This is a genomic window from candidate division KSB1 bacterium, from assembly GCA_016214895.1.
In the GTDB taxonomy this organism is placed as follows: domain Bacteria; phylum Electryoneota; class RPQS01; order RPQS01; family RPQS01; genus JACRMR01.
In genome coordinates this window covers 24,451-38,836 of the sequence record JACRMR010000023.1, presented here as the reverse complement: position 1 = coordinate 38,836, position 14,386 = coordinate 24,451, and the positions used below count along the sequence as shown (strand labels likewise).

The 14,386-nt window shown below is 60.9% G+C and carries 11 protein-coding genes; 10 read left to right on the top strand and 1 reads right to left on the bottom strand.

Going from position 1 to position 14,386, the window contains the following annotated elements:
• Positions 1-250: 250 nt before the first annotated feature.
• The 6 genes from sppA to HZB60_11895 are packed head-to-tail and all read left to right on the top strand — an operon-like array spanning position 251 to position 5,959.
• Complete coding sequence (gene sppA / locus HZB60_11920) at positions 251-2,008, top strand: signal peptide peptidase SppA (protein ID MBI5060476.1); 1,758 nt, start codon at positions 251-253, stop codon at positions 2,006-2,008.
• 29 nt (positions 2,009-2,037) lie between these two features.
• Positions 2,038-3,273: a polysaccharide biosynthesis C-terminal domain-containing protein gene (locus HZB60_11915; GenBank protein MBI5060475.1), complete on the top strand. Its 1,236-nt coding sequence runs from the start codon at positions 2,038-2,040 to the stop codon at positions 3,271-3,273.
• 28 nt (positions 3,274-3,301) lie between these two features.
• Entirely contained in the window at positions 3,302-4,057 is a 756-nt protein-coding gene (locus HZB60_11910) for a class I SAM-dependent methyltransferase (protein ID MBI5060474.1), read from the top strand.
• Positions 4,058-4,108: 51 nt separating this feature from the next.
• Positions 4,109-4,822 (top strand): glycosyltransferase, encoded by a 714-nt coding sequence (locus HZB60_11905; protein MBI5060473.1) that lies wholly within the window; start codon positions 4,109-4,111, stop codon positions 4,820-4,822.
• Positions 4,815-5,495 (top strand): class I SAM-dependent methyltransferase, encoded by a 681-nt coding sequence (locus HZB60_11900; protein MBI5060472.1) that lies wholly within the window; start codon positions 4,815-4,817, stop codon positions 5,493-5,495. The genes HZB60_11905 and HZB60_11900 overlap by 8 nt, the downstream gene beginning before the upstream one ends.
• Entirely contained in the window at positions 5,492-5,959 is a 468-nt protein-coding gene (locus HZB60_11895) for a hypothetical protein (protein MBI5060471.1), read from the top strand. Before HZB60_11900 ends, HZB60_11895 begins: the two co-directional genes overlap by 4 nt.
• Positions 5,960-6,030: 71 nt before the next feature.
• Here the strand turns inward: HZB60_11895 and HZB60_11890 are convergent, their stop codons facing one another.
• Positions 6,031-7,443: a hypothetical protein gene (locus HZB60_11890; protein ID MBI5060470.1), complete on the bottom strand. Its 1,413-nt coding sequence runs from the start codon at positions 7,441-7,443 to the stop codon at positions 6,031-6,033.
• Positions 7,444-7,905: 462 nt separating this feature from the next.
• Here HZB60_11890 and HZB60_11885 point away from each other — a divergent pair, with 462 nt between their 5' ends.
• The 4 genes from HZB60_11885 (at position 7,906) to HZB60_11870 (ending at position 14,367) form a co-directional block, all read left to right on the top strand.
• Positions 7,906-11,628: a T9SS type A sorting domain-containing protein gene (locus HZB60_11885; protein ID MBI5060469.1), complete on the top strand. Its 3,723-nt coding sequence runs from the start codon at positions 7,906-7,908 to the stop codon at positions 11,626-11,628.
• Positions 11,629-11,743: 115 nt separating this feature from the next.
• On the top strand, positions 11,744-12,145 hold the full coding sequence (locus tag HZB60_11880; GenBank protein MBI5060468.1) for an HTH domain-containing protein: 402 nt from the start codon (positions 11,744-11,746) through the stop codon (positions 12,143-12,145).
• An 18-nt stretch (positions 12,146-12,163) separates the two neighbouring features.
• Positions 12,164-13,723, top strand: a complete 1,560-nt coding sequence (hutH, locus tag HZB60_11875; GenBank protein MBI5060467.1) for a histidine ammonia-lyase — start codon at positions 12,164-12,166, stop codon at positions 13,721-13,723.
• Positions 13,720-14,367 (top strand): carboxymuconolactone decarboxylase family protein, encoded by a 648-nt coding sequence (locus HZB60_11870; protein ID MBI5060466.1) that lies wholly within the window; start codon positions 13,720-13,722, stop codon positions 14,365-14,367. The genes hutH and HZB60_11870 overlap by 4 nt, the downstream gene beginning before the upstream one ends.
• Positions 14,368-14,386: the final 19 nt, after the last annotated feature.

The window sequence follows — 14,386 nt, the reverse complement described above, 5'->3', positions numbered from 1 at the left end:
GTCCCGATTTCTGGAGTAATTGGACATCTTCAAGAAGCGCTGCAACCCGCGTGCCCCGCGCTGATACTGTTTACCCGTAATTTAGTAACAACTGCTGAGCAAAACAAGCTGCCGTGGGCGACGCCCGCCTGGGTTACCCCGCGCATGCTTGTCATGAACTGTCGGCACAGACTCGAACAATAGTTCAACCATTGCTTGAGACCGTAGTTCCGGTCCGGCGGCCCTTCGACGTGAAGAAAGGTGAATGAGGATGAAAGGCAAAGCTTGCTGTTGGATTTTGGGGGTCTTGGTTGCCTTGTTCCTGCTCTTCTTTGGGACGGTGGTCGGCATCGTGGCCCTCGTGATGAAGTCCACGGGTGGCGCCGCCCCGGTTGTCGAGAAGGACAGCTATCTGGTCATGGACCTGACGGGCTATGTTGAGGAGCATCGGCAGCTGCCCAAACTTCGACTGTTCGGAACGGGCGGCGCGCCCAGTTTGGCCGAGATCCTGACGACCCTCGACCACGCCCAAGACGACCCGAACATCGCCGGTCTGATCCTGCGACCAACCGGTGCCGCGGGGTTCGCGGATCTGCGCGAAATTCGTGAAGCCGTCGTCAGATTCAAGGCCTCGGGCAAACCGGTCTATGCCTATCTTGAGCTCGCCACGGACCGTGATTACTATCTCGCGTCGGTGGCGGACTCGATCATCGCCTATCCCGGCAGGTCCGCCGGATTGGTGTTTGAAGGACTGGGACGGTCAAGTACCTACCTGAAGCGAACGTTCGAAAAGTTCGGGCTCAAGTTCCACGTCATTCACGTGGGCGATTTCAAAGGTGCATTTGAGAATCTCGGAGCGGATAGCATGTCCGCGCCGTTGCGGGCCAGCCTGCAAGCGCTCTACGACGACCTGTTTGCAACCTATGTTAGCGAAACCGATGCCTCGCGCTCGCCCGGCGCCAGGTTCGAGCAGGAACTGTTGTCCGGCGATCACCTGTTGATCACAGGTCCGGAGGCCCTCGACAAGCAGCTTGTGGACCGGAATGCGGACTGGATGGAGTTCGAGAATCAGCTCGGCAACGGTGAAGAGCTGTCCACAACTTCGGTGGCCCGTTACGCGCGTTCGTTGCCGCGTGTACATGGCGATCATATTGCGGTGCTGTTCGCCGAGGGCGAGATTTCCTACACGCCGGACGGGGTGCCGACCATCGACCGCTCTGAAGGGATCAACTCGGACGACATGGTCGAACGTCTGCACGAACTCGCGGAGGACGATCGCGTCAAAGCGGTGGTGCTGCGTGTCAATTCGCAGGGCGGCTCGGCGCTCGCCTCCGATATTATTCTGCGCGAAGTCTTGCGTCTGAAAGCAAAGAAGTCCGTTGTGGTCTCGATGGGCAGTGTCGCCGCTTCCGGAGGGTACTACATCTCGTGCGGCGCCGATTGGATCGTTGCGCAGCCCAATACCGTGACCGGTTCGATCGGCGTCGTGTCCGTGCTGCCCTCCGCGGAGGGGCTCTACCGCAAGGCCGAAGCTCGCGTCGAGACCGTGCGCCGCGGGAAATGGGCCGAATTCTTTCGCCTTGACAAAGACCTGACCGCCGAGCAACGCGCGGTACTCATGCAGATTTCGACGGGCATCTACGACGAATTCGTGCAGTACGTGGCCACCGGGCGCAAGCTCGAAGTGGAGCAGGTGCACGCCGTGGCGCAGGGACGGGTCTGGACCGGAAAACAGGCGCTTGACCGAAAGCTGGTCGATCAACTCGGCGGGCTCGACGTGGCCGTCGCAAAGGCGGCTGAACTTGCCGGAATGGACAGCGCCGCCGTGCAACTTCGGTTCTATCCCGAGGAACAGGATTGGTTCACCTATCTCTCGCGCCGCCTCAATCTGAGCGCGCAATCCGTCTGGACGCGACTGTGGATTGGACCCGAGGAAGCGGCGATCCGGCAGGCGGCGGACTTGCTGCGGAATTTCGCCACCCGACGCGAGTTCGTGCAGGCAACGCTGCCGATCGAGGTTGACTACTGAGCAATGCCGCCGGATCGCACCCTTCAACCGTGAATCGTGACCTCGCCGTCCGTGTGGTCGGATCGCTCGCGGTCAAGGCGCTGCCGGCGATCTATGGCGCGGGGTTCATCCTGTTCGTGCTGCGCGTGGTGCCGCTCGAAGATTTCGGTCGCTACTCGATCACCATCGCCTTCGTGAATCTCGTCGCGGGGCTGTCGCGCGGACTGTGGTCGGCGTCGCTGGTCGGAAGTTCGGCGCTGGGCCGACAGGAAGACGTCTTGGGACCCGTCTTCTGGTTCGGCCTCGCGACCGCGGCGGCCGGGGGCCTGACGGGTCTGATCCTCCTGCCGTTCCTGAATGTCGGACACTCGATGGCGGCGATCGCGGCCGTAATGCTCGTGGTCCTCGTGCCGCGCGATATCGCATTCGGGCTGGCGCAGGCACAGAGCCGGGTCGTCGTCGCATTCCTCATCGAGGCCGGGTACTTCATCGGCTCGCTCTCGGTGTTCATGCTGCTGGCCACCCGCGACAAGTTGGACTCGGCGGAGATGGCGCTCACGGCGAACGTCGTCGCCGCACTGCTGGCGCTGATCGTCGGCATCTGCTTCTATCCGACTTTGCTGAAACCGCGGTTGAGCGGCAAGTTCCGTGAGGTCTATCGCAATGCCCGCTGGTACGGCCTGCTGACCGTCAGCGATATGGCGCTCCAGCAAGGCGACGCGCTGATCGGCGGAGTATTTTTCAGCCCGGCACAGCTCGCGCCGTACCTCGCCGCGCGGACCCTGCTGAAATTCTACACGCTATTCTCGCAGGCGATCAACTTTGTCGCCTTCCCGGTCGCCGCGCGGCTGGCCGCGGCCGGGCAATTCCGCCTCCTGAAACGCCGGCTGCGACAGTCATTGGGCGGTTTGCTGGTCGCCCTGCTGCCGGTAAACATCGTGATCTATCTCACGGCCGACTCGATCTTCCCCTGGTTGTTGGGTGCGAAATATCTGGCGGCGATTCCGTTTTTTCGCGCCTTGCTGGTGATCACCTTCCTCGAACCGATTTACAGCGTCGTTGCGAACGCGATGGTTGCGGCTGGACGCGCGCCGGCGATCGCGCTCCCGCTCGTCTCGGGAATCCTGATCAATCTCGCGCTGAATCTGACGCTCATCCCGCTGTGGGGCATTCAAGGCATGGTCGCGGTGCTGCTGCTGACCTTTGCCTATCTCGCCGGGTTCATGTATTGGCGGATCAAGACCTCTTTTTACACCAACGAGCAGCCGGTGCTCGAAGCGCGCTGATGCGCGAACCAACCCTCTGGAGCGACGAATGATTCAGGAACGAGTGATGCCCGAAGGCGAACACGCCAGTGATGAACTGATGATCTCGCATCACATGGCCCGCTATGAATGGGCCATCGGTAGCTCGCAGGTTCGCGGACGCGACGTACTTGACCTCGGCTGCGGCGAAGGTTACGGAACCAGTCTGCTGCGCGAGGCGGGCTTCCAGACCACCGGGATGGACATCGACTCCGAAATCGTCGAACGGGCGCGACAGAAATACTCCGGCGAGTTCGTGCAGGGAGATATCCGAAAGCTCCCGCTGCCGGACGCCCGGTTCGACTCGGTGGTTTGTTTCGAAGTGATTGAGCATATCGAACTCGATCCGCGGGCCTTTACCGAAATGTTCCGGGTGATCAAGCCCGGCGGCCGGCTCATCATCAGCACGCCGAACATCAAGACCTACAGCGAAGCGGGCAAGAATCCCTACCACTTTCACGAATTCACGCGACAAGAAATGGTCGATCAGCTGAAGGCGGCAGGGTTCGGAGCCATCGAGTTCTACGGCCAGGGCTCGGCGCATCCATTGATCACCGGATTCTATCAAAAATCATGGCTGGTGTGGTACCTGCGGGCAAAACGCGCCGTCGGACTTGCCGGCCCGCGCTTTCCCCGCAAGTGGGTGCATGCCGCCGAAAAGGTCATGACCGGACGCAGCAGCGCCGACTGGAAGCAGGAACAGATCTGGTCGTTCGGCAAGGATGATGAACAAGCGGAAATGATGCTGTTCGTCGCGCAGAAATAAGCGTACGCGACCGATTCCACTCAACCTCCGCCCGCTGCACCGACCGACGCCATGCACGACCCGATTGACATCTACACGATTTGTTACGAGCCTGACGAGTTTCTGCGGAAGTGCCTGGACTCTATTTTCCGGCACACGAGTCAGCCGTATAATGCGATTGCCGTCGTCGGAAAACGGCCCATCGCCGCCAATCGAAATCAGGGATTAGTGGTCAGCCGGAGCGAGTGGGTCGCGAGCATCGACGCGGATTGTACGGTGACACAGGATAATTGGCTGGAGCTGCTGCTCGAGACGGCCAATAGCCGGCCCGACGTCGGGCTGGTCGGATGCAAAGTGGTGATGTACGATGGGAGAATCTTTTCCTGCGGAACGCTGGAGAACTCCATGCCGCGGGATTTTGATCGGCCCGATTCCGGGCAGTTCGAGAGTGTGGAAGTCGTGCACGGTGTCACGGAGAACCTGATGCTGATTCGCAAGGATCTGCTGATGTTCGATGAATCCTTTGATCGCTCGAAGGGTTACGAAGGGGAGGACTTCGCGATCCGGTTGCGGCGCCTCGGCTACTGCGTACTCTATGACGGTCGGGTCAAGGCTATTCACCACAAGGACCCGGCGCCTCGGTCGTCGTACAACTGGGATCACATCTTCTTCCATCTCAAACATCCGGGCACCGCGCGCCAGCATCTGAAAATGAGTTCCACGCTGGGCGACGTGCTGCGCAAGTTGCGCGACTTGGTCGGCGGAACGGGCAAGAAGCATGCTTGACAAGCTGATCCGCTATGGCGAGGTCGAGCGCATTCTGGGGCCGCATCCCGCGGGCACGATCCTCGAAGTCGGGGCCGGACCGCAGGGGCTTGGCGCCTGCCTCCCGCATCCGTTTGTCGGAGTGGATCCGTGGTATCCGGAGCCGCCGATTCCGCAGCAGAAGGCCGTCCGCGCCAGCGGCATGGCCCTGCCGTTTCGCGATCGCAGTTTCGATATCGTGCTGTGCATCGAAGTGCTGGAACACCTCCCGGAAGCCTGGCGCGCCCCGGTCGTACAGGAGATGTGCCGCGTGGCCCGCCGGCAAATCATCATTACGCATCCGGCCGGCAAGATCGGTAGAATCGCGGACACCCTGTTGAGCTGGCAATATGATCTCTTGCGGCCGCTCGGTGTGCGACGACCGTGGTGGCTCGATGAACACTTCCAGAATCCATTGCCCGATCCGACGCAATACTTGCCCGGGAATTTGCAGCACTTCAAGGTGCGAATTCAAGGACAGGAAAACGGCATGCTGCACATCGGCTGTGTGTTCTTCGGGAATCTGAAGAGCGTCGCGCGCCGCGTCAAGAACAGCTATGATCGCCACCCGGAGTTCGTGAAGCAGATGGTGCACCGGCTGAACTTTCCGCCCTACTATCGGATCATGTGCACACTGGAGCGAGTCGGCCCATGAAATTCGCGCTCTTGATTCACGTGCTCGGCATGGCTTGTCTGATCGGCGCGATCGTTCCCCTGCGGGCAATCGGCGCGCAATTCAAACAGGCAACCGCGGGTCGCGCCCGGGCGGCGCTGGTATTGACGGCGATCCGGATGCGCTTCATCACCGCGGCGATCCTCGGCATCGTGGTGCTGACCGGAGCGTTCATGACGATGACCGGAGGCTATCGGTGGTTCGATTTCGGCAATACGTTCTGGCTCGCCTTCAAACAGCTACTCGGCATCCTGCTCCTCGGTGATGCCCTGTCGGCATTGAACAAGACGCGAAAATTCCGCGCGGCAATCTTGGCGGCGGGAGAGAACGATCAGGCACTCCGCGAACTGCTCGCCGCCGCTCCGCGCAACTTCGCGCGCGCGCGAATCACCGTCGGCGCGGGCTGGCTGCTGGCCATCCTGGGCGTACTGAAGCTCACGCTTTAGCAGCTCGGTGACTTCGGAATACGCAAAGGGGCGGGTTGGTACCCGCCCCTCGGCTGAAGCGCACTTGCGCGTCAACGGCCCTGCGTGTTCCCGCGGAGCTGCGGCCCGCCCGATGGTTCACCGCACGGATTGTCGAACACCGCGTAGATTACGGTCCATTCACTCTCGTACGTATCGCAATAAAACAGGTTTGGCGTGGTGGCGATCTGCTGCCAGAAGCCCGAACCGTCCACATCCTCGTAGCGCCAGACGTAGTAGATGAAGTTCGAGCCGCTGCTCGGCCAGGTCAACTGCACCGCACAGCCCGGAACCTCGTAGTGGTAGGTAATGTCGAGCGGCTCGGGATTCCCGCAGGGAACGCAGTCAAACCAGAATTCGTACGGCCCGTCCGTCTCATTCTGGCCCCCGACTTCCACGTGGTACTCGCCATAGCGCAGGCAGAGCGTCACGATGCGCGCATCATCGCTCAGCACATCGCCCGTGTGATCCGCGTCGTTGTAATCGAAATTCGTGTACAACGCGTCCTCGCATACGCTGTTGTACAGGATCACGTACGGGTCAAGCCCCTCGGTGAAGCCGTGGTGGCCGGGAGTATCGTTGCCGTACACGGTCAAGGTCACCACACTGCACTGGTCAATGCTGAAATCGAACACATCGATGTCGCCGAGGCCGTCCACCGCACCGCACAGGCCCGCCGGGCACTCGAGAAACATGTTCCCCTCGCCGCAGGGCTCATCGTCGATCCCATCCTCGAAGTGGCGCGGCCATTCCGGCGGACAATCCACCGGCTGTATCGGCGGAATGCAGGCGTTCCCCAGGCCGTTGATCGACAGGGCATAGTGGCCATAAGCCGAACGACCGTAACCATCCAATACGATGTAATACGTGCCCGGGTCAAAACAGGCGGCGACGCCCGACAGCATCGTGTGTGCGCCGCAGATGTCCCAGTTGTCATCATTCGAAAAGAGCGGCGTCGAGCTGCAGCATACATCTTGGTACACACACAGCCACGTGTCAAACGTTGACCCGCAGGTACTGATGATGATCGAGTCGCGCTGCGTGACGTTAAACTGATAGACAATGTCCTTGCCGTCGCGGCAATTAGGCCGACGGCAATCATTACCATAGTTATAGGTCTGGCCGTAGTCCACCCAGGTCATGGGAAACGTCTGGTTAATGACCAAGCCCGGGCAGCGATCGTAGCCCTGATCGAGGTTGTCGCCCTCACCGCGACCGGAGCCTTCCAGCCCGCGCTCGGGATACAGGCGTCCGAACAACGCGTAGTAAGGCGCGTACATCTCCTCGGTAATCTCTTGATCCGCCTGCTTCGCGGCTTGAATCAGGTTCCACTCCTGTTCCAGCTGCTCGACCGTGCAGCCCGGAGCCAGCGCGCTGATCGAATGGTCCGGGGCCGCGTTCGCCCAACCCCACGCGGTTAGAAGCAGTGCCGCCACCGTGAGTAGATTCCAACGTCTTGCGTTCATCGCCAGTCCTTTCTTTCCCATATGGCTGTCCACGGCACGTGCGCGGCGCGGAGAGCTCGAAGCCAAGTTTTGCATTGCAGACCCGGTCACCCGGGACAGTCCTCTATATCGAATTATCGGCCAAATCTGTCGCGACTTAAACCCCGAGTACCCTGTTCCCTGTGCACGAAGAGTGAAGAATGTGCACTACGAGTACCTGCTCCATTTTCGAGTTGGCACCCCGCGTCCTTGACTCCTCGCTGAAATCCCATATATTTTATGATCTCAAAAGGTTGCGGCCGCGTTTCGGCCACCTCGCTATTTGCATAACTCCTGTCTTAACAAACCCTTGAATACGAAAACCCCAACGGGGACTTCCTGCGTGGGTCGGTAGTAAAATAGTAGAACGGAACCGGAAAGTCAAACCATCCGCGATTCCGATGACTGGCGCACGTAAACGATCTGTCTTCAGCGGAGAGGACCATGAATAAGACCCGGACGGAACTGTACCTGTTCTGCCTGTTGGCCGGCCTCGGCTTGTTTGCAGCAACTCCTGTGACGGCCGTCCCCGACGTGCTCCCCTTCGGTGTGTACGAGGGGGCCGGCTTCTCTCCGACCATCACGGTGACCGAGTTCAGCGCTGACCGCGTGCGGCTCCATCTGGTGATGGAAAACCTGCCGACCGGATCCGCGATCAACTTCAACAACCCGGTTCCCGGGACGTGGGACGAGATGAACGCCTCCGGAACGCTCGTGCCGCGCTTCACGATCTTCCTTGCCCTGCCCTCCACGGGGAACCCGGCCGCCGTGATCGAGGATTGGCAGACGACCACGTTCAACGTCAATCCGACGATCAATATCCCGGAGAACAATCCCAATCCGGCCGCCGTCATGGTCGGAGATGTCGGAATCTTGGGCGGTGTGCGCGTCGTACCCGTTACCTTCCGCCCAATTCAGTACGCGAATTCCAGTTCGACCTGCGCCGTCGTGACCGAGGCCACGGTTTCCATCGAAATCGATGACCAAACCGGTCAGAATCCCGTCACCACGCCGCGCACCGCCTTCTCGCGCACGTGGCAAAAGGTCTATCAGTCGGTCTTGACCAACTGGGAGTCGATCCCGAGTTTCTACACGAGCGAACCGTCCCATATCCTTCTGATCTATCCCGACAGCTATAGCACGAATCTGTCGTCCTGGATTCGCTGGAAGGAAGAGCGCGGAATCAAGGTGACGGCGCTGCCCAAGAACTCCATTGGCGGCAATCCCAGCGCCACGCAGGTGCATGACCGCATCGTGCAGGAGCTGAATGCATCGTCGCCCCGCATCGACTATGTGTTGCTCTGCGGTGACGAGACACAGCTGCCCATCAGCCCTCTGCATACCGACGACCCGCTTACACGGTTCAGCCAGCAATCGTACAACCCCGGCGACCCGTACACCAACGAGGCCTATTTCTCCTGTGTGCAGGGTTCGGATGTCTTCCCCGATCTGTTTATCGGCCGGTGGATTGTCAACACGCCCACGGAGGTCCAGAACGTAGTCGCGCGCACAATCCTGCACGAACGTGATACCTTTGTGACGGACTCCTTGCGCTTCGAGCGCGCCGCCGTCGCCGCCGATGAGCAGTATCCTTCGCAGCGACTGACCAAGCGTCGCGTGAAGACCATGCTGTGGGATCACGGCTTCCCCAACGTGGATTCGCTCTGGGGAGACAACCAGGGACCGACGCCGTTGATTAACTCAGTCACCCAGGGCGTGACCTTCGTCAATTATCGCGGCACGGGCTGGGACATCGGCTGGGCGGGAATCGGATTCTATCTAAACAGCATCAACCAACTCAACAACGTCCGCAAGCCGTGCATCGTGACCGGGATCGGTTGCGGCGTTGGCAAGTTCGACGGACCTGATGGATTCGGCTTCGGCGAAGACTGGATGTTGGTCGGCACGGTTTCCCAACCAAAAGGTGCCGCCGGCTTCATCGGCCCCTGCTGGAACACGCATACCGTGTACAATGACTGCCTCGATTCCTCGCTCTACCGCGCGTTCCTCGATTGGCACATTCCCACGCTGGGGGCTGCGCTCGCGAGCGGAAAGATGCAAGCGTGGGGCATCTTCGACCTGTTCCTCGAAACTGACGGCGATGTGCGCGAAGTCACCGAGACGATGCTGCGGCAGTACCTCGTACTGAGTGACCCGTCGTTGCAGGTCTTCACCGACACTCCGCTGCGCCTTGACGTGAGTCTGCCGCCGGCCGTCCCGAGCGGGAACTTCAATCTTGAATTGACCGTCGGTAATATGGCCGAGGTGGAAGCGGAAAGCCTGAATGTCACGGTCTGGTATCAGGCCGGTCAGTTTGTGACGCGCTGGATGCAGCCCGGTCAGTCGTTAATTACGATTCCCGTGGTAACTACCGGCTTGGACTCCATCGGCGTGACCATCACGGGTGACAATGTGCTCGCGTTCCACCGAGTACTTGATGTCGGTCCGGTCGGACCGTTTCTTGCCCACGGCGAACTCGCCTTGACCGACAACGGCAACGGCGATGGCTTGGTTAATCCGGGCGAAACGATCGCCTGGAGCGAAACGGCACGGAATATCGGCACGGAGATCGCCAACAGCGCGGCGGCCACGCTCACGACGACGACCGGTGGCGTGGGGATCACGGTCAACAGCGCCACCTTTGGCAACATTCCCGCGGGCGGTACTGCCGTCGGCGCGTCGCCTTACAGCTTCTCCGTAGCCCCGACAATCTCCGGGGTACAGCAGCTCGAATTTGTGCTGCATTGGACGTCGCAGAACGGAGAGCCGACAACCTCCAATGTCTATCTCGATCTGCACGTGCCCTCGATTTCGCTTACCCAAACCGTGATCCAAGACGGCGAGAACGGCATCTGGGAGCGCGGCGAGTTGATCGACCTGCAAGTCACGCTGGCGAACAGCGGAAACGCCACGCTGCTCGGCGGCCAATACTCGCTGGTGACCGCCGATGAATACACCACGATCGTCTCCGCGCCGGTCGATGCGCCGCAGATTGCCGCGGGCACCGACTATGACTTCCCCGAGAATTCGTTCCGCTTGCAGGCCAGTGGCGGCACACCGTCCGGACATCCGGTGGCGCTGAACCTGTCCGCGACGATTCAGATGGGATCTTACCTCTACCAAGTGTCACTGCCGATTCAGTTGACCATCGGGCAGATCGGCCCCCATGATCCGCTCTCCGATGCGGACGGGTTCTATTGGCTCTATGATAACACGGACGTCGAGTACTCGGCTGCTCCGAACTTCCAGTGGCTCGAAATCGCACCGGCGGCGGGAGGACCGGGCACGTTGCTCGAAGCCGCCCAGAGCGATCAAACGTTCAGAGTGCGCGTTCCGTTCAGCTTCACTTACGACGGGGTGGCCCAAGACACGCTGTCTGTTTCGACCGACGGCTGGGTTCGTCCGGGACCGACTTCCGCCACGAATTACGCGAATACGCCGTTCCCCAATCCGGGCGACAACATCTCGTCGATGATCGCCGTGTTGTGGGATGACTTGTTCTACCGCTTCGGTGAGACCGGCCAACTGGCGTATTACTACGACACAGCCACCGATCGCTTCGTCGTCGAGTGGTATCAAGTTCACGATTGGCAAACGGGAACTTATCGGAGTACCTTCCAGTTGCAACTGCTGAATCCCGCGACCTACCCGACGCAATCGGGAAATGCGCAGTGGGTGTTTCTCTACAACGAAGTCTCGACGCGCGCCCTTAGCAACAGCGGAGCCACTGTGGGCTTCGAGAACCTCGCGCAGGACGACGGCGCCACCTACTTCAGTAGCGGGCAGTATGCGCAGTCGGCGGCTGCGCTCGATGCCGGACGGCAGATTCTGCTGACGACGACGCCGCCGGTAATTGTTGCCGCCGATCCGGAGCACACCGCGCTGCCACAAGAAATCGAGTTGGCGCAAAACTTCCCGAATCCATTCAATCCCGAGACGACCATTCAGTTCAGCCTGCCGCGGAGCAGTCCGATCCGGCTGGAGATCTTTGATGTGCTCGGTCGCTCGGTCGCCTTGCTCTCCGACAACGTCGCCGAGGCCGGAATTCACCGCCTGACGTGGAATGGCCGCAGCGAGTACGGTACCGCTGTCGGCAGCGGCATTTACTTCTACCGCCTCTCCACTCCGCTCGGTGTGCTCACGCGCAAAATGATTCTGATGAAGTAGCCGACGATGGCATCGCCCGCATGCCCGCCGCGCCGGGCCAGGGTATCGCGACCCGACCGAAACCCGACTTGTTCCTGGTTCCCCGACTAATTCAACCCCTTAGGAGGTGCTCGATATGGCAAAGAAATGGACTCCCGCGGAAGAAAAATATCTGCTGGAGAACTACGGCAAGGTTCCCATGGCCGAACTCGCGGACCGCTTCGGCGTGACGCGCAAGGCCATCAGCGCGAAGCTCGACAAACTCCGCGAGGCCCACGGCATTGATCCCGTCGGCGCGCGCGAACGCGCACAGCAAAAGACCGGCGGACGACCTTCGCTCTCGGCGTCCGGTCACAAACCGCCCACTCCCGGCGGAGCGATCCCCCGCCCGGTCGCACTGATTGACCTGATTAAGCATCCGCAGATTCAGACGATCGACGTCGAGCCACCGGCCGGTAAAGTGGCTGGCGGCGTGGTCGTCAAGACCGAGAAAGGCTGGCAGCCGGTTTTCGTGGACAAATCCCGCGTCTCAAGTTAAGGGGGCGCCTTGGCTACCATTGTCGTGGATGGCCATTCGCTGACGCCGGAGGCGGTGGCCGCCGTCGCCGCGGGCGAACCGGCAGCACTTAGTCCGACGGCGGCCGAACAGATGCTGCCGGCGTGCAAATGGATCGAAAAGCTCGGTGCGGCGGCTGACGCCGCGCCCGCTGTTTATGGAATCAACACGGGCTTCGGAAGTCTGAAAAGCGAACGCTTCTCGATTTCCGAGGCCCGTCGTGTTTCGCGCAATTTGATCGTCTCGCATTGCGCGGGGGTCGGCCATCCGCTCCCACCGAAAATTGTCCGCGCCGCGATGCTGCTGCGCGCCAACGCCCTCGCGCAGGGCTATTCCGGCATTCGGCCGCGCGTAATTGAGACCATCCTGGAGATGCTCAACCGCGGCGTGATTCCGATTGTCCCCGCGCAAGGTTCGCTCGGGGCGTCCGGCGATCTCGCTCCGCTCTCGCACATCGCGATTGTGCTCTCTCGCGATCCGGACCGCGATACCGAGGAGGACTCCGGCGAAGCGTGGTACCAAGGTGTGCGCATGTCCGGCTATCAGGCGATGCATAAGGCCGGAATCGAGCGCGTCGTGCTGGAAGCCAAGGAGGGACTCGCGCTCAATAACGGCGTGCAGATCATGACCGCCATCGCGCTGCTCACGCTGTTGCGTGCGGAGGCCTTGCTGAAAGCGCATGATATCGCGCTCGCGCTGCACATCGAGGCGACCTGCGGCGTGCGCACGGCGTTCGATCCGCGCATCGCGAAACTGCGGCCGCACACGGGACACGCGACTGTCGCCAACAACCTGCTCGCGCTGTTGCAAGGCAGCGAACTCGCCGACTCCGATCCGCAACGCGTGCAGGATGCCTACAGCATTCGCTGCGCTCCGCAAATCGCCGGAGCCGCTCGCGACGGACTGGCGCACGTACGGTGCGCCATCGAGACGGAAATCAACTCCGTCACCGACAATCCGCTCGTGTTTGCCGACGCCGGCGAAGTCTTGTCCGGCGGTAATTTCCATGGCGATCCCATCGGTCTGCCCGTGGACTACATGAAGATCCTCTTGTGCGAACTCGGCAATCTCAGCGAACGACGAGTCTCGCGGCTGATGGATCGACACCTGAACTTCGGCTTGACTCCCTATCTCGCTCGCAAGCCGGGAGTCGAATCGGGATTCATGATCGCGAGCTATACCGCATCCGCGCTCGTCGCCGAAAGCAAGGTGCTTGCCCACCCCGCTTCCATCGACACGATTCCCACCTCCGAGAATCAAGAGGACATCGTCTCGATGGGCACCCACGGCGCGCGGCAGGCCATGCAAATCCTCGAGAATATCGAGCGTGTCGTCGCGATTGAGCTGCTCTGCGCCGCACAGGCGGTTGATCTGCGGAAGGAGAATGTGCCCCACGCGATGCTCGGACGAGGTTCACAAGCCGCGCACGAATTCCTTCGCAAAAGTATACCGGTCCTGACACGCGACCGCGTCCTCGCCGGCGACATGGAAAAGGCGATTGAACTGGTGCGCGACGGTGAACTGCTCGCAGCCGTGAGCGCGGCGGTTCCGCTGGAATGAGATCTGCCGACCGCGCGATCAGCTCCGCCCAGCGGCACCCCGACTACGAGACGCTGATCTATCTGACGGCACTCTCGGTGATGTGGCTCACGCCGCAGAATCCGGAAGCGAAGCGGTTGCTTGAACACTACCGCGACCGTCAACTCGATCAGGCCGCGCTGCGCGAAGCCGCGCTGCAACTGCTCCTGCTGGCCGGATTTCAGACGTCGCTCGAAGCCTTCTTTCAGATTCACGAGGTCTTCAACGCGACGCTGACCGGCGATCCGCGCGAACTCGAAGAGAGCTTCAGTCAAGTGTGGCTGCATCGCGGCTATGACTTGCAGGCCAAAGTGTATGCGGGCAGTGTTGAGAAGCTGCGCACGAATCTGCTGGCCATTTCGCCCGAACTCGAAGCGTGGACCGTGATGGTCGGTTATGGGCTCGTGATGTCACGCCCCGGACTGCCGCCGCACTGGCGCGAACTGCTCGAAATCGCCGCACTGGCCGTGCAGGGCTTCCCGCGCCAACTGCACTCGCACATCCGCGGCGCGCTCAATCTCGGCGCCACGCACGACGAAGTCGAGCTGGTGTTGCACACCGTCGAGGGCTGGCTGGACGAGCCGCACCGCGCCGAGATCTGGCGGTTGTGGAAGAGCATCAAATAGATGATCGATGAGAGATGAT

Excerpts from the sequence above, each read along its gene's own strand:
- sppA (MBI5060476.1), top strand. The coding sequence starts at position 251 with ATGAAAGGCAAAGCTTGCTGTTGGATTTTGGGGGTCTTGGTTGCCTTG.
- HZB60_11910 (MBI5060474.1), top strand. The coding sequence starts at position 3,302 with ATGATTCAGGAACGAGTGATGCCCGAAGGCGAACACGCCAGTGATGAA.
- HZB60_11905 (MBI5060473.1), top strand. The coding sequence starts at position 4,109 with ATGCACGACCCGATTGACATCTACACGATTTGTTACGAGCCTGACGAG.
- HZB60_11900 (MBI5060472.1), top strand. The coding sequence starts at position 4,815 with ATGCTTGACAAGCTGATCCGCTATGGCGAGGTCGAGCGCATTCTGGGG.
- HZB60_11895 (MBI5060471.1), top strand. The coding sequence starts at position 5,492 with ATGAAATTCGCGCTCTTGATTCACGTGCTCGGCATGGCTTGTCTGATC.
- HZB60_11890 (MBI5060470.1), bottom strand. The coding sequence starts at position 7,443 with ATGAACGCAAGACGTTGGAATCTACTCACGGTGGCGGCACTGCTTCTA.
- HZB60_11885 (MBI5060469.1), top strand. The coding sequence starts at position 7,906 with ATGAATAAGACCCGGACGGAACTGTACCTGTTCTGCCTGTTGGCCGGC.
- HZB60_11880 (MBI5060468.1), top strand. The coding sequence starts at position 11,744 with ATGGCAAAGAAATGGACTCCCGCGGAAGAAAAATATCTGCTGGAGAAC.
- HZB60_11870 (MBI5060466.1), top strand. The coding sequence starts at position 13,720 with ATGAGATCTGCCGACCGCGCGATCAGCTCCGCCCAGCGGCACCCCGAC.